The organism is Avrilella dinanensis (assembly GCF_002807015.1).
Taxonomy (GTDB): Bacteria; Bacteroidota; Bacteroidia; order Flavobacteriales; family Flavobacteriaceae; genus Flavobacterium; species Flavobacterium dinanensis.
The window spans coordinates 1,987,608-2,003,525 of record NZ_NIPO01000001.1; the positions used below are offsets into that span (position 1 = coordinate 1,987,608).

Annotated in this window: 13 protein-coding genes and 4 tRNA genes; 11 read left to right on the plus strand and 6 right to left on the minus strand. The window is 37.7% G+C overall.

Annotated elements, in window-relative coordinates; all coding sequences use genetic code 11:
- Positions 1 to 162 precede the first annotated feature (162 nt).
- Entirely contained in the window at positions 163 to 3,564 is a 3,402-nt protein-coding gene (locus CDL10_RS09630) for a hypothetical protein (RefSeq protein WP_100678331.1), read from the minus strand.
- A 626-nt stretch (positions 3,565 to 4,190) separates the two neighbouring features.
- Here CDL10_RS09630 and CDL10_RS09635 point away from each other — a divergent pair.
- Positions 4,191 to 4,754: a hypothetical protein gene (locus tag CDL10_RS09635; RefSeq protein WP_100678332.1), complete on the plus strand. Its 564-nt coding sequence runs from the start codon at positions 4,191 to 4,193 to the stop codon at positions 4,752 to 4,754.
- A 93-nt stretch (positions 4,755 to 4,847) separates the two neighbouring features.
- Here the strand turns inward: CDL10_RS09635 and CDL10_RS09640 are convergent, their stop codons facing one another.
- Genes CDL10_RS09640 through CDL10_RS09650 form a run of 3 tightly spaced genes read right to left on the minus strand, consistent with a single transcriptional unit; the run spans position 4,848 to position 7,320 of the window.
- Positions 4,848 to 5,903 (minus strand): NAD(P)/FAD-dependent oxidoreductase, encoded by a 1,056-nt coding sequence (locus CDL10_RS09640; protein ID WP_100678333.1) that lies wholly within the window; start codon positions 5,901 to 5,903, stop codon positions 4,848 to 4,850.
- A gap of 3 nt (positions 5,904 to 5,906) precedes the next feature.
- Positions 5,907 to 6,191 carry a NifU family protein gene (locus CDL10_RS09645; protein ID WP_243389328.1) on the minus strand — a complete coding sequence of 95 codons (285 nt, stop codon included), beginning with the start codon at positions 6,189 to 6,191 and terminating at the stop codon, positions 5,907 to 5,909.
- Between the two features lies 1 nt (position 6,192).
- Positions 6,193 to 7,320, minus strand: a complete 1,128-nt coding sequence (locus CDL10_RS09650; RefSeq protein ID WP_100678334.1) for an Mrp/NBP35 family ATP-binding protein — start codon at positions 7,318 to 7,320, stop codon at positions 6,193 to 6,195.
- A 171-nt stretch (positions 7,321 to 7,491) separates the two neighbouring features.
- On the opposite strand from CDL10_RS09650, the gene CDL10_RS09655 reads away from it, so the two are divergent.
- Positions 7,492 to 7,564: transfer RNA gene (locus tag CDL10_RS09655), tRNA-Gly, on the plus strand.
- A 5-nt stretch (positions 7,565 to 7,569) separates the two neighbouring features.
- Here CDL10_RS09655 and CDL10_RS09660 read toward each other — a convergent pair.
- Positions 7,570 to 7,974, minus strand: a complete 405-nt coding sequence (locus tag CDL10_RS09660; RefSeq protein ID WP_100678335.1) for a hypothetical protein — start codon at positions 7,972 to 7,974, stop codon at positions 7,570 to 7,572.
- Positions 7,971 to 8,660, minus strand: a complete 690-nt coding sequence (locus tag CDL10_RS09665; RefSeq protein WP_243389329.1) for a hypothetical protein — start codon at positions 8,658 to 8,660, stop codon at positions 7,971 to 7,973. The genes CDL10_RS09660 and CDL10_RS09665 overlap by 4 nt, the downstream gene beginning before the upstream one ends.
- Before the next feature lie 118 nt (positions 8,661 to 8,778).
- Between CDL10_RS09665 and CDL10_RS09670 the strand changes: the two genes are divergently transcribed.
- The 9 genes from CDL10_RS09670 to CDL10_RS09710 all read left to right on the plus strand — a co-directional run bounded on the left by CDL10_RS09670 (position 8,779) and on the right by CDL10_RS09710 (position 15,917).
- On the plus strand, positions 8,779 to 10,005 hold the full coding sequence (locus tag CDL10_RS09670; protein WP_100678336.1) for a Glu/Leu/Phe/Val dehydrogenase dimerization domain-containing protein: 1,227 nt from the start codon (positions 8,779 to 8,781) through the stop codon (positions 10,003 to 10,005).
- Positions 10,006 to 10,050: 45 nt separating this feature from the next.
- Positions 10,051 to 10,761 carry a MotA/TolQ/ExbB proton channel family protein gene (locus tag CDL10_RS09675; protein ID WP_100678337.1) on the plus strand — a complete coding sequence of 237 codons (711 nt, stop codon included), beginning with the start codon at positions 10,051 to 10,053 and terminating at the stop codon, positions 10,759 to 10,761.
- A complete protein-coding gene (locus CDL10_RS09680; protein WP_100678338.1) occupies positions 10,761 to 11,159 on the plus strand; it encodes an ExbD/TolR family protein in 399 nt (132 codons plus the stop codon). The genes CDL10_RS09675 and CDL10_RS09680 overlap by 1 nt, the downstream gene beginning before the upstream one ends.
- Before the next feature lie 2 nt (positions 11,160 to 11,161).
- The gene (locus CDL10_RS09685; RefSeq protein ID WP_100678339.1) at positions 11,162 to 11,941 is read left to right on the plus strand and encodes an energy transducer TonB; all 780 of its coding nucleotides are present in this window, start codon (positions 11,162 to 11,164) and stop codon (positions 11,939 to 11,941) included.
- Entirely contained in the window at positions 11,942 to 13,162 is a 1,221-nt protein-coding gene (locus CDL10_RS09690; protein ID WP_100678340.1) for a bifunctional folylpolyglutamate synthase/dihydrofolate synthase, read from the plus strand.
- Between the two features lie 64 nt (positions 13,163 to 13,226).
- Positions 13,227 to 13,301 (plus strand) — tRNA-Val (locus tag CDL10_RS09695).
- Positions 13,302 to 13,355: 54 nt separating this feature from the next.
- Positions 13,356 to 13,430: transfer RNA gene (locus tag CDL10_RS09700), tRNA-Val, on the plus strand.
- 54 nt (positions 13,431 to 13,484) lie between these two features.
- Positions 13,485 to 13,559 (plus strand) — tRNA-Val (locus CDL10_RS09705).
- Between the two features lie 165 nt (positions 13,560 to 13,724).
- Complete coding sequence (locus CDL10_RS09710) at positions 13,725 to 15,917, plus strand: TonB-dependent siderophore receptor (protein WP_100678341.1); 2,193 nt, start codon at positions 13,725 to 13,727, stop codon at positions 15,915 to 15,917.
- Position 15,918 lies beyond the last annotated feature (1 nt).

Here is a 15,918-nt window from a genome sequence, read left to right on the forward strand (position 1 = left end):
TAGAGCCTGTTTAAAATTTATCTAATAATTTGTTTATGTTTCTTTTTGGCTATAACTGCGTTAAATTTTAAAACGATAGCTCTGCTATCCTTTGAAAATTTGCCTTGTTCTACCTCAAAAATAACTTATAAACATTTTTACAATACAAATTTAAACAGGCTCTTAGAAAAATGCCCTTAGCTGGATACTCCCGGTGTGAATAGTTTGAGCCGATTCGCCACTACGACCGTCATAGCTGATGTTCATGTCGAGATATTTGGTCAGGTTTCGCTGGAATAACAACCGCCATGTTAGGTTTCTTCCTGGTTGCAAACCTTCCAGCATCTGATAAGCTACCGGCGAAAAAGCATTGCCTTCAAAAGTGTTCTGGTAAAAAGAAAATTCGCCGTTGATGATAAAATTCTTCTTGCCGTTGAACGAAAATGAAGTCCCCAACCGATGCTGTTCCAACGTTTCAAAACCCTGGAGTTGATTTTCTTTTTTCCGGTATTCGTAAAAGAAATCCCAACGGGCAGAAGTCGAAAACAGATAAGAGATTTTCGGTGCCAGTTTAATATTTTTCAAGTGGTAATTTTTTGCATCATAGTTTTCTGAATTGGACGTGACGTCATCAAACTGTATAGCTAGATTGTAATTCCATATTTTTTTGACTAAGTGATTAAAATCCAGCTGATGTGTAAGGATATGATTTTCGATACGTCCGAAATTCAGCAAATTTTTGGTGTTATTAACAATGTAGGAATAGCTACTTTCAAACCTTCTTTTTCCACGGTTAAAGCTCAATGTATTCCGGAAATGGCTGTTTTCTGCCAAAACGTCTTCATCTGAACTCGTCCACGGAAGTAACGGAATTTTTTTACCACCTTTTTCTCTGTTTTTATCCAGTATCCAAGTGGTTTGATTATGGAAATGACTCAATGTTTTCTGCCAGCCTTCCTTGTTTTGCCATTGTTGAAAATTCAATGAAACAAGCTGAGTTAGCCGGTTTTGGTGCGTCCGGATAAAAAGCTGGTTGGGCAGCATCAGGCGTATGTAAATCGCCAAATCCGGGTAAGGTGCAGGTTCAAATTCTTCCAGCTCCTGTATGCCGTTTCCGTTGTAATCATTCCACATGTGCGTTCCCATGCCCGGCTCTACTTCGATATAGGTAAATTCTTGCTGCGGCAAAGCTCCCGAAGTATTTTCGTAAATGGTTTGCCATTGCACGAGATTGTTGAAAAAACGGTCGTTGTAAGTAATTTTTGAATTCAGCGTATTCTCATTTGGCAGACTATCGTTTTTATATTCCAGCATTCGGTAATTGGCATATACCTGCAACTGCGATTTCTCGGTTTTGAAAGCCTGTGTTTTCACATAAAAACTGTTTGCCGTAGTAAATTTTTTCAAACGATTATCCTGCAAGCTGTCGTTTACCCGGTAAACATAGCCGGTTTCGATATATCTTCCGGCAGTATCGCCGATTCCGGCAAAAACAGTATTTTGAAAATAACGCTGACTTTGTATATTAAATGCCTTGGTAATGCGGTCTTTGACTTCGTAATTTTCGCCTTCCCAATGATTTCCTGCCCAGTATTTTTTGTTGCGGTAATCAATTTGCCCGCTACTTCGTAAAATATCAGTAAATTCTGTTTCCGAATCAGCTTTTAGTAAACTGTTTTGAGTAGCGAATGACCATTGTTTATGCTGAAATTTTCCTTCCAAAATATGTTTTTGTCCCAGATAGGACTGGCTGAATTCGAGTCGGTCAAAACGATAGGTCAGCGTTTGTTGTGGTGATTTCAACGCATTGATTCCTGCCGAAATCATACTTTGATTGCCTTGTATCAGTCCGATATTCCAATCTCTGTTGAATTCAATATTATACAACCGTTCAATTGTTTTAAAATTTTGATGTACAAATTGTATATCGGCAAAAGCATCTATTTTCCAATTGGTATCAAGAAGTCTTTGACGTGCTTTGACATTTCCTGCCCAACCTTTATTGTTCTGGTCATCAATCGAAGAAAACAGATTTTGGTCATGATTGCTCAAAGCAACCTCGGCTTCGATTTTGGTTTTTTCTTCGTTGGTGTAGGCTGCCTGAACGGTTGTGATCAATGTTTTTACCGGAGCAACCAGTTGAATAACAGGTTCGTAATCACCTTGTGGAATGCCGTTTTGTGGGATAGTAAATTCATAAATCTTTCCGATAGCGGCATTGCTTGCCAAACGATAATTTCCTTGATTCATTCCGACAAAACTGAACGCTACCTGATAAAGTGTGTCTTGTGGATTATTGGAATACTCGAAATATTCATACAATTCAGTAGTGATTTTTTTGTATAAAATCTTATTATCCGAATAGTTGTCCTGATAAGCAGACGGAGCTACCATTTTTGCCGGGTCATTCCCCGCTTGTTTGAGAATTTCAACTTGTTCCTCATTCAGATTTTGCTGCAACGGTTGATTTTTCATGTCTGATTCCAGATATACATATCCGCCAAAATCCCATTTTCCTTGCTGGTGCCGGATACCGCCATAGGTCATAAACCGGGTAAAATTCCGATCGGTGTACTGGTATTCGATAGCGATACGCATATCTGCCGTAATCGGGAAAGTCGGATTGAACCGGATTTCCCCGGAGTTATAATCAATCACGTAATCATTGTTTTCTCCTTGTGACAGTAATCGCCCGTTAACGAAAACACGCTCGGAACCAGCGATAATGAGAATGTACAGTTCATTGTTTTGCCCACGCAATTTATAAGGTCCTTGATTGCCTTCCTGCCCGATAAATTCACTTTTGGCATATTGCCCTCTGGCAATGGCAGCACCCAGTTCAACCTGAGTTTGGTCGTTTTCCCCGAAAGAAGTCTGGGCATATAATCCTTGTACTTTTTTGTTGAAATTAAGAAATCTGGAAAGCCTGTTTTCGATGAATAAATCCCCGGCTTTGACCCGCCATTTGTTACCGTAAAGCTCAATGAAAATCTGGTCAAATTCATCAATTCGCTGTGAATATCCGCCGTATTGCAAAGGATTGTTGCTGTCTTGTATCGAGGCTTTGAGGCTTACTTTTTCGGATAATTTACCGATTATCTGCAAATCGAGGTTAGATTGTGTAACCAGGTTTTGATTGTTCCCGACGGTTATAGACCGGGAAATGCTTCCGTTGGTATTGAGCCCATCAAACGGAATCCAGTTACTTTCTTTCTGAACCGGAATCTGGAAAAGGTGTTTTCCTTCTTCGTTCGGAACAATCAGATTACTGCTGTAGATCTGATGAGTTTTGGTTAGTGTTTCCGGGTATTTCAGGTAATTAACAACCAGACTGTCTTGTTGGGGTTGAATGAATTCTATCTGAGCCTGTTGAAAATCAATGTGATAAAGATTTGAGTCCAAAATCACACCGTCAGTGTTTGTTACTTCAAAAAAAGATGAATTTAAAGCATTTTCTTCCAGCTTAAAAACATAGGAAACAGAGTCGGTAACAATGGTTTTTGAACTATATAAAGAGTTGATTTCCTGTGAATACCCCACAGAAAACATAAAAAAAAGCACCCAGAAACAAATTTGCTTTAGCATTGACCAACTCTTCCGAAAATTCAAATATGTAGCACCGTTTAAAGCAACCCATAAAATTTCTTACAAGTCAAATTTAAACAGATTCCAAGAATTATAACGAAATAACAGAAAGATATATTTTTCTTTTGTGCATAAAAGAAAAAAACACTTCCGGATTTATCTCAAGCTTAATGTGTAATAAATGTTTCCGAACGTTACATCTCGTTCATTAGATTTATAGAGTTTGTTAAATAGAGACTGTCAATAAAGCAGTCTTTTTTCTTTAGTAGTCTTACTATCTAGTACACGACAAAATTTATAAATACCAGAAAGATAAAGATTTAATTATTAGCCACAGATGCACAGATATAAATTTCAAAAATAAATCTTGTTCAGATATTAATTTCACGGATATTGAATGCAAAGCATTCAATCAAATCGGTGGAGTTTTAATCCATTTTAATCAAAAAAATCATCTGTGCATCTGTGGTAGATTAACAATAGTTTGTAAATGAAACATTTGTGTTTTTTGTCGTGTACTAAAAATCTTACTATAAACCCTACCTCTTATATTTCCGTTATTCATGTTTATGTATATTTACAGATAGGAAAAAGTATTATTCCATCAATATATCCTTATTTAGCATATGAAAAAAAATAAAAACTACGCATTGAAAATTATATCAATTTTGCTGTTAGGTCTAAGTTTCGTAGCATGTAAACATAAAGAAAGTTTAGACAGAGTAGCTGTAGCCACAATGGTTAATGATGAGGTTCAACCTTTGTTTGACACAGATGATTTAAAAAAGAACTTGATTGCTGATGGATTTTATACCAAAGTAGAAGATATCCAGTTAGGTCATTTTTATAATCCAGAACAAAACGAGGAAGAAGCCTTCTTAAACATTGTTGGTAAAGAAAACAATACTGATGAACTCATGGCTTTAGTTGCTAATTTGGTTAAAAATAACGACAGCCTTTATATAGTAATTGCAGACTCATCGTTGTTCTTCACGCATAAATGCGAAGGTGTAAACTGTGATAAATGTGGTTTTGAACAAGATGAATGGGGGAGAATTATAGGTTGCAAAGCTTGTCCTAAAGATGAGTTTGTTGAAAATCAAGAATCGACAAATTGTAATCATTCAATAAGTACTGGCACTGAGTGGAATGTAGAAAAATTAGTATCTATTATCAACAAAAGCAAGTAGGGAAATTCCTATTGGAATATAAAATAAAACAATACGAATTGAAAAACCGCCTCGATATTAAATCAAGGCGGTTTTTAATTGTTGAGCAGATTGCTAATCAATCGCTTTAACAACGGCTTTTTCAGCTTCTTTACGCGTACCGTCAAATCCGTCTATGCCGGAAACGGTGGTGTATTTCAGTACATATTTCTTGCCCGGATTCAAACGGTTGTAAACACTTTGGCACATCAAGGTAGCCTCGTGGAAACCACATAAAATCAATTTTAATTTTCCCGGATAAATATTGATGTCGCCAATCGCATAAATGCCTTCTATATTTGTTTGGTAATCCAAAGCGTTGTTTACTTTGATGGCGTTTTTCTCAATTTCTAATCCCCAGCTGGCAATAGGTCCGAGCTTAGGCGTTAATCCGAATAATGGAATGAGGTAATCGGTATCTATTTTTTGGATTTCTCCTCCGTCAATTTTTAGTGAAATCGCTTCCAGCCGGCTTTCTCCGTGTAGCTGTTCTACTTCGGCAGGGGTAATCAGATTGATTTTGCCTTGCTTTTTCAGTTCCTGTACTTTTTCAACTGAATCCAAAGCACCTCTGAACTCGTTTCGTCTGTGAACAAGCGTAAGATTTTTGGCAATATCAGCCAGATAAATCGTCCAGTCCAGAGCAGAGTCGCCACCACCGGCAATCACTACATTTTTGTCCCGGAATTGCTCCGGATTTTTGACAAAATATTCGATACCTTTATCCTCATAAAAATCCAGATTATCTAATACCGGTTTGCGGGGTTCAAAACTACCCAGTCCTCCGGCAATAGCGACTGCTTTTCCATGGTGTCTGGTGCCTTTGTTGGTCGTTACGATAAAAGTGCCGTCTTCCAGTTTGTCAATACTTTCAGCCACCTCGTTTAAGGTAAACCCCGGTTCAAACTGCTTGATTTGCTCCATCAGATTATCAACCAGTTCCGATGCTCCGACAGAAGGGTATCCCGGAATATCAAAAATAGGTTTTTTGGGGTAAAGTTCGGTCAGCTGTCCGCCCGGCTGAGGTAAACCGTCAATCAGGTGGCATCGCATTTTTAGTAATCCGGCCTCGAAAACAGCAAATAATCCTGTCGGACCGGCTCCTATGATAATTATATCTGTAGAAATCATATTTTATTGGATATTATCTGTTCTTTGTATGGCGTTGAGCGAAGAAATATTTTCAACTGTTTCTATTTCAGGTGCATATTTTTTAATGGTTGTTTCCACACCAGCTTTCAGCGTCATTTGGTTTACGCTGCAAGCTGAACAGTTTCCGATTAATTCCACAATTACTTTTTTATCGTCTTCAATCGCAATCAGGTTGATATCTCCTCCGTCCGAAATCAAAAACGGTCTGATTTCGTCTAAGGCTTTTTCTACATTTTTACGTATATTTTCTGAAGTTGTCATCATCATTTTATTTTTTTACGGCAGAACAACCCGCCATAGTCGTTATTTTTATCGCCTCGGTAGGAGGGAGGTTTTCGTTTCTTTGAACTACTTCTTCCGCTATGTTTCGGGCAATTTCCACGAAAGCGTTAGCTACGGGCGAATTTCCCTGTAATGCTGCCGGACGACCGTAATCTCCTGCCTCGCGGATACTTTGCACCAACGGCACTTCTCCGAGAAACGGAACTTGTAAATCGGCTGCCAGGTTTTTGGCTCCTTCCTGTCCGAAGATGTAATATTTGTTGTCTGGTAATTCAGCCGGTGTGAAATATGCCATATTTTCAATGATTCCCAAAACAGGTACATTGATACTTTCGGAAGTAAACATCGACACACCTTTTTTGGCATCAGCCAATGCAACTGCCTGCGGAGTGCTGACGACAACCGCACCGGTAACCGGTAAAGCCTGCATGATGGACAAATGAATATCGCCTGTACCCGGTGGTAAATCAATCAGCAAGAAATCCAGCTCTCCCCAGTCGGCATCAAAAATCATCTGGTTTAAGGCTTTGGAAGCCATTGGCCCACGCCATATTACCGCTTGGTCGGGTGCAGTAAAGAATCCGATTGATAATAATTCAATTCCGTAGCTGGTAATCGGTTTCATTTTTGAACGGCCATTTACCTGAACGGAAACGGGCTTGGAACGTTCTACGTCAAACATAATCGGCATGGACGGACCGTAAATATCTGCGTCCAGCACCCCGACTTTGAATCCCATTTCGGCTAAAGTAACCGCTAGATTAGCTGTTACGGTTGATTTTCCTACTCCTCCTTTTCCGGAAGAAACGGCAATGATATTTTGTATGCCCGGAATCGGCTGACCTTTGATTTCGTTTTTTTCAGGAGCTTCTACCTTGATGTTTACTTTTATTTTGGCTTTTTCGTAAACCTTTTCGTGAATGGTTTTAAGTATATCTACTTCAACTCTTTTTCTTACGTGTAGTGCAGGATTGTTGAGTTTCACGTCCACCACTACTTCGTCGCCGAGAATAACAACATTCTGTATAGCTCCGCTTTCTACCATATTTTTACCTTCGCCGGCAACGGTTATGGTTTCCAAAGCTTCCAAAATGTCTTTTTTATTTAGTGTCATGATTTGAATATTAAGCTATTAACTGATTAATGTAGAATAATTTTAAATTACAAAGATAATAGATATAATTTTAAAACAGAGGCAAAACGAATGAAAAGCTAAATTTTTTTTATAGAATATTTTGCAGGTTTCAATTTTGTGTATATATTTGCACCCACAAATTAAGAATAAGCGGAAGTAGCTCAGTTGGTAGAGCGTCAGCCTTCCAAGCTGAATGTCGCGAGTTCGACCCTCGTCTTCCGCTCTTAGTCAAAAAGAAATTATCTTCGGATAGTTTCTTTTTTTTGTTTTTATAATTGCTTTTAAGAATTTTACTGTAATCAATATTAAAGCAATAATTGCAGAAAACCACGCAGTATTGTAAACACCAAAATAAAAATCATTAATTGGAATGAGATAAGAAAATTGTGTGCCTAATAGAGTGACAATCAATAAAATTCTGATAATTTTTTTGAACCCGCCCGGTTTGGTTAACATTTCATATAACCCGATGATTAAAACAAAACAGAACAAGCTATCTCCGTGAAACGGACGACAAATCAGCGAATTGAGATTGTCCTTTTCCCATTTTATGTAGTTGTAATAATCTGTTAATGACAATATCAGTTGTGTTAGAATAATAATTATCGAAAATAAAGGTTTGTATAATTTCATTGTTTTTCTTTGGAGTTGTCTTTTGTTTCAAGATCATTGTCATTATATCTAGAAATCAGATTAAAAACGGTTTCGTCATCTGTTCCATATAACCGAAATATTCCATTATTATACTCAATAAATTCTGAGATTATTCGGTTATTTATTTTTCTCTGATAAGATAGGTTGATAATGTCTTTTGCCAAAGTGTAAGGGGTTAACAAAAAACCTGTTCTTGACCACCATCCGGTTAGTATAGTAATCAAAAATGACTTAAGTTTTAGGTTTTTACTGCAATAGTGACATAGTATTTTATTTTGAGTGGTGTTTTTACACCATAGAATTACGGATACAACTGTATTGAATTCCTGTGCGATTAATTTGTTTCTTTTTTTGTTGCAATTCGGACATTTAAGGTTCTCTATTTTTCTGAATAAGGATTGTTTTTCAAAATCAGTTAATGTGTCATTTTCTGCATATATCCACGTGAGTAGATTTTTATTAAGCTTCCGTTTTTGGATTTCATCTTTTAAAATTTCTCGTATCTCTGGTCTTAGTTGTTTCGATTCGTTTCGAGCGATTCGTTTAATTTTGATGTCAGAAAAACCCTGATAACGCTTTTTTATCTCATCAATATCGTACATCTTGTATTGAGATTGTTCTGGATTATTCTGAGGAGTCATAATATTTGCTACTTGATTTTGCAAACTAAAATACTAAAAACTATTTAACTCTCAAAGTTTAATCAATCAATATTGTATAATTCTGTTTGATTCGATTATATTTGTGTCTTAAATTAATAAGCATAAAAAATAACCAAATAAAATGAAAGATTTATTAAAGAAATTCGAAGATAAAAAACCGGAAGTTGTGTTCCATTGGTCAGACCCTGAAACAGAAGCCGAAGGTTGGACAGTAATTAATTCTTTGCGTGGCGGAGCTGCCGGAGGAGGAACGCGTATGCGTAAAGGGTTGGATATGAATGAAGTGCTTTCTTTGGCAAAAACCATGGAAGTGAAATTTACCGTAGCCGGACCGGCAATTGGCGGAGCAAAATCCGGAATCAACTTTGACCCGAACGACCCAAGAAAAGAAGGTGTTTTGCGTCGTTGGTATCAGGCGGTTTTCCCGTTATTGAAAAATTATTATGGAACAGGTGGTGATTTGAATGTGGACGAAATCCACGAAGTTATCCCAATGACCGAAGATTGTGGTTTGTGGCACCCGCAGGAAGGTGTTTTTAACGGGCATTTCAAGCCGACTGAGGCAGAGAAAATTAACCGAATCGGGCAGTTGCGTCAAGGAGTCTTGCTGGAGGTTTTGGATACCAAATATACACCCGATGCGTCTAAAAAAATAAAAGTAGCTGATTTGATTACCGGATTTGGTGTGGCTGAAGCAGCTCGTCATTTCTACGAAGTTTCCAAAGGTTCGATTGCAGGCAAAAAAGTAATTGTGCAAGGATTCGGAAACGTAGGTTCGGCAGCAGCGTATTATTTTGCTCAAATGGGAGCGAAAGTGGTCGGAATCATTGACCGCGATGGCGGAATTTTAAACCCGAACGGATATTCATTTGAAGAAATTAAAAACCTATTCCTGAATAAAAAAGGAAATACATTGGTGGCTGAAAATATGATTCCTTTTGCAGAAATCAATGAGAAAATCTGGTCAATTGGTGCTGAGGTTTTCGCACCGTGTGCCGCATCGCGTTTGATTACCAAAGAACAGGTTGATGCGATGATTAATGCCGGGTTGGAAGTGATTACGTGCGGAGCTAATGTGCCGTTTGCAGACAAAGAAATTTTCTTCGGACCGATTATGGAATATGTAGATGCAAAAATCAGCTTGATTCCTGATTTTATTTCCAATTGCGGAATGGCGCGTGTTTTTGCTTATTTCATGGAATCGAGAGTACCGATGAACGATACCAAAGTGTTTGAAGATACATCTAATACCATTAAAAGAGCGATTGCAGATGTATATGCCGCTAATCCGGAAAAAATCAATGTTTCTGCCACGGCTTTTGAAAATGCTTTAAAACAATTGGTATAATAATTGCAGGAAAAATCAGATAAACTAACCAACAAATTATAACGTATGCAAGACACGGCTCAAGTTGTTAACGATTCTTTAAATCAGGCTGTTAACGCAATGAATGGAACCCCGGCAGAATCAGAAACCAAGTTGATAGACATCATTTTCAGCGGAGGGATAATAGGGCAGATTCTAATGGTTATTATTTTTATTATGTTATTTATTGCCATATATCTGTATATAGAAAGGTGGTTAGTGATAAAAAAGACAACAAAGTCAGACAATGATTTTATAAATCAGGTCAAAATTTTGTTATCTCAAGGGAAAATTGATGAGGCAAAAATGTTCTGTAAATCTTCCAATTCTTCCGCAGCGAGAATGATTGAAAAAGGAATCAGCCGTATCGGTAAACCGATTGAAGATATCAATATGGCAATGGAAAACCAAGGGAATCAAGAGGTTTATAAGCTGGAAAAAAACCTGAATATTCTGGCAACTTTATCCGGAGCGGGACCAATGACAGGATTTCTGGGAACGGTTGTCGGAATGGTTATGGCGTTTCACGAAATGGCAGAGCAAGGCGGAGCCAAGATTAATATGGGGGTGCTTGCCGAAGGTGTTTATACCGCAATGATGACTACGGTTTTCGGACTGATTGTCGGAATTATCGCCTATGTAGGTTATAATGTGCTGGTAGGTAAAATCAGCCGATTCGGACAGAAACTGGAGAACGAAGCCGCCATGTTTTTTGATTTACTAAACGAACCTGCCTAATGAAGATTAAAAGTAATAATAAGGTTACAGCAGAATTTAATATGTCGTCCATGACCGACATCATATTTCTTTTGCTGATTTTCTTCATTGTGCTACTCACAACGATGAGCCAGACCAATGCTTTGGATTTGGTGCTGCCTTCATCAGATGGTAAAACAGACCAGGTGGAAACAGTAGCTATCAGTATCAATGAGAATCTGGATTTTTTCATTGACCAGAATAAAGTTCCGGTTGAAGAGATAGAAGAACTGCTTCATCAGGTTTTGGCAGATAAAGAAAACAAAAATGTTGTTTTGCATGTGGCTAAAGGCGTGCCGATAGAAGAAGCGGTAACCATTATGGATATTGCCTATCGGAACGATTATAACGTAGTGCTGGCAGTAGAACCAAAAGACTAATTATGCTGAGAACTGATTCAGAAAGAAAATCATTTTTAATTACCAGCTCGATATTTACTATCCTGCTGTTGGTTGTATTTTTGTTTAAATTCAGCAGTAACCCAGAACCGTTTATGCAAAATGGTGGGGAAATCCTGATTCGCTTTGGAGATTCTACTAAAGGACGAGGTAACCAAAACCAACAGGTTGCTCAGGTGGTAGAAAACCAACCGGAAACCCGAACTGCAGTTGCTTCTTCCGCATCAAAACCGGCAGAACAAAGAGTTGTTACACAGAACACGCAACAAGCTACAACGGTTAAAAGTGCGGATAAACCAAACAAAAACACCCAGCAACAAACCCGCCAGACAGTAAGTTCTTCGACCAGCAACGCCTTGAATAATATTCTTTCCGGTAATGCCGGCGGTGCCGGAGATGATAATGTCGATGGTAACAAAGGAAGTAAAGACGGTAGTAAATATTCCAATAGTTACTATGGTAGCGGTCAGGGCACAAGTGTAGGTGGAGGCACCAGCTGGGGATTACAAGGACGTTCATTGGTTTCTAACAGACCTTATAAACCAGATTGTAATGAAACAGGAACGGTTGTTGTCCAGGTTACGGTAAACAGGCAAGGAATGGTTACCAATGCTGAACGGAGCCTGAAAGGAACGACCAACACAGCACCTTGTTTGGTAGAACCTGCTATCAAAACCGCCAAATCGTTCAGGTGGAAACCGGATAATAATGCACCGGCGTCACAGATAGGTTTTGTGGTTATCAACTTCAAAGTAGGCGGATAAATGAATTATCAAAATACGGTCGAATGGCTTTTTGCCCGGTTACCGATGTATCAGAAAATAGGGGCGAAAGCATTGAATAAATCTTTACTGCCTACACAAAATTTTCTGTCGCATGTCGGGAATCCTCATCATCAGTTTAAGTCTGTCCATGTGGCAGGAACCAATGGTAAAGGCTCGGTTTCTTCGATGATGGCTTCTGTCTTGCAAGAACAAGGTTATCGAGTAGGACTTTATACTTCTCCGCATCTCAAGGACTTCAGAGAGCGGATAAAAATTAACGGGGAAGAAATTCCGGAACAGGCAGTTATTGATTTTGTTGAGAAACATCAGCAATATATTGAAGAAAACACCATCAGTTTTTTTGAATTAACCGTTGTGATGGCGTTTGATTATTTTGCCCACCAGCAAACAGATATAGCTGTTATTGAAGTAGGCATGGGCGGGCGGTTGGATTCGACGAATGTAATCACACCATTATTGTCGGTCATTACCAATATAGGATTAGACCATACGGCAGTTTTGGGTAATACTTTGGGAAAAATTGCTGGCGAAAAAGCAGGAATTATCAAGCCTAAAATACCGGTAATTATTGGAGAGAAACATACGGAAACAGAAAAAGTGTTTGTAGAAATCGCTCAAAAAAATGAGGCATCGATTTATTTTGCTGAAGATAATAATCAAACAAATTTATATCAAACGGATTTAAAAGGAAATTATCAGCAGCAAAATATCCGGACAGTTCGGACAGCTTTGAAAATACTCGCCCAGCAAATAACCATTGATGAAAAATCAATAAAGAAAGGTTTAGCAAATGTGGTAAAAAACACCAAATTGCTTGGCAGGTGGCAGGTATTAAATGAATCGCCACTGGTGGTAGCAGATACAGCACACAATGCTCACGGTTTGCAACAAACAATGCAGCAGGTTGCTCAGCAGAATTTTGATAAATTATACATTGTGCTTGGTGTTGTGGACGATAAAGACCTCAATACGATTGTAGATTATCTACCAAAAACAGCTTATTATCTTTTCGTGCGACCAAATGTCGCCAGAGGTTTAGATGCTTTTGTATTGAGTGAGAAAATGCGTAATTACGGCTTTGTAGGAGAGGTTTGTTCTTGTGTTTCAGCCGGATATGAAGAAGCAATGAAATTAGCCACAAAAAACGATATGATTTATATCGGAGGAAGCACTTTTGTCGTCGCCGAGATTTTGAAATAAATTTTATTTTTTTATTTGCATATCAAAAAAAACATTCTATATTTGCACTCGCATTAATGCAGAAGGGCGATTAGCTCAGTTGGTTCAGAGCATCTGGTTTACACCCAGAGGGTCGGGGGTTCGAATCCCTCATCGCCCACAGAATAAAAAGTACACAAATTTAATTTCATAAAAAACCGATTAAAACATAATCGGGCGATTAGCTCAGTTGGTTCAGAGCATCTGGTTTACACCCAGAGGGTCGGGGGTTCGAATCCCTCATCGCCCACAGAATAAAAAGTACACAAATTTAATTTCATAAAAAACCGATTAAAACATAATCGGGCGATTAGCTCAGTTGGTTCAGAGCATCTGGTTTACACCCAGAGGGTCGGGGGTTCGAATCCCTCATCGCCCACAGAATATAAGCCGTTTGGATATCCGAACGGCTTTTTTGTTTTTAATTGTGTTACAGGATCTTAATAAGTGCGAAAAAACCTAAAAAAAAATTAACAAAAATTTTGGTCTATCTGATGAAACACAATACTTTTGCGTTTAATTAATCTAAATAAATTTAGCAGAAATGAAAAGTAAATATTTAATATTAGGGACTCTAATGTTAGCAACTGTAACTACGTCTTTTGCACAGGAAAAACAACCAGATAGTTTACAGACCGAATTAGATGAAATTATCATCCATATACAAAATAACAATAGTAAGCATTCAAGTAAGATGCCTTTGAAAAATATTGAAGATCCTCAAGTGTATAATGTGATTAATGCAGGCTTGATGGAGAATCAGATGATTTTTACGTTAGAAGATGCTTTTAATAATGTACCGGGTTTACAGATGATGTGGAAATCTACCGGGCGAGCAGGAGATGGAGGTACTTTCGTTAATCTAAGAGGTTTTTCAACCAATAATTCATTGAGAAACGGTTTGTCAGGAATAGTTTCTACAGAATTGGATGCCTTTAATATCGAAAAAGTAGAAATAATAAAAGGTCCATCTGCAACTTTGTTTGGCGGAATTCTAACTACTTATGGCGGGGTGATAAATAGGGTAACTAAAAAACCATTTGATTTTTATAAGGGAAGTGTAACCTTATCAGGAGGTAGTAATGATTATAGAAGAGGGCATTTCGATATTAATTTACCGCTTAGAGATGATAATAAGTTGCTATTCAGAATGAATACAGCTTATGTTAACGAAAAATCATTTCAACCTAATATATTCAATCGTCAATTTGCCTTTTCACCGGTATTGAGTTTTATTCCGAGTGATAAACTTAGGATAGATGTTGAATTCGAACATTTTAACCGCACTTCAGTAGGCGAACAAATGTTTTTTCTTTATGACAATCCTATAGCTTTAGGCTTAGATGGAAAAGATATTCGCGATTTAGGAGCTGATTATAATCAATCCTATTGGGGTAAAGGATTGACTACAAAAAGTATCTCTACCAATTTTTTTGGAACTGTAAATTATAAGTTTTCCGATAATATTATTTCCACAACTAGTGTCTCGACTTCATATAGTTTTTCACATGGTTACGGGCCATACATTTACCTAATTAGTAATGCAAGTTTATTACAAGATCCGGATGCTGTAGGCAATTCATTACTGTTGAGTAGTCAGTCTACTGATAATAGTAAGAGTAAAACCTTAGAGATTCAACAAAACTTCAATTTTAATTTTAAAATTGGAAATATGGAGAATAAATTGTTAGTAGGATTGGATTATTTAAGAAAAGATGATGATATCCATTTTTATAATGTAACCGGTGTTGCCGCTCACCCTGTCGGTTCATCCTTGCCCTTTGATGGAAATACCTTTAATAAGTCAACAGTTGATTTAGCTATGCAAGAAAATGGATGGCATTATCCAAGTGTAGGAGTGATCCAGACTTATAGTGCCTACATCGCCAATGTATTAAATGTTACACCTCGTTTTAACTTATTGGCCTCTTTGAGAGCTGATCAAATGGAAGCTGATGATGCGGTAAGTTGGAGTGGTAATGTCGAAGGGTATTCACAATTGTTTTTCTCTCCAAAATTTGGAGCTGTGTATCAAGTAATACCTCAAGAACTTTCACTGTTCGCTAATTATCAAAATAGCTTTACTAACTTAGGATATATCACCGTAGATGACCAATTCACACAAGAACTAGGAGATCCTGAACAAGCTAATCAGATTGAAGCTGGGATTAAAACAGATCTATTCAACGGCAGATTGTCAGCAACCTTAAGTGCCTATCAAATTAAAGTAGAAAATACATTACTTACTAGAGGATATATTGACGGAATTGCTATTTCAGAACAATCGGGTGAATTGGAAAGTAAAGGTGTTGAAATTGATGTAAAAGCTTATCCGGTTGATGGTTTGACAATAGTAGCAGGTTTTAGTTACAATGAAAGTAAGTATATTGAAGCTGCATCTGATGTGAAAAATTTAAGACCAAATACCGCGGGCTCTCCGTTATTAGCAAACTTTTATATTGGTTATGAATTCCAAAACACATTAAAAGGAATTGGTTTAGGATTAGGAGGAAATTATGCAAATGAAAATAAAATATATAATTCATCTGAATTTGGCGTATTTTCGCTCCCGTCCTATTTTGTATTAAATGCGAATGCTTATTACGATACAAAACAATGGCGTTTTGCTATTAGAGCTAATAACCTAACAGATGAACAGTACTGGATAGGTTTCACTACTGCCAACCCACAAAGACCACTCAGTGTAATCGGGTCTGTTACCTATAAGCTTAATTAAT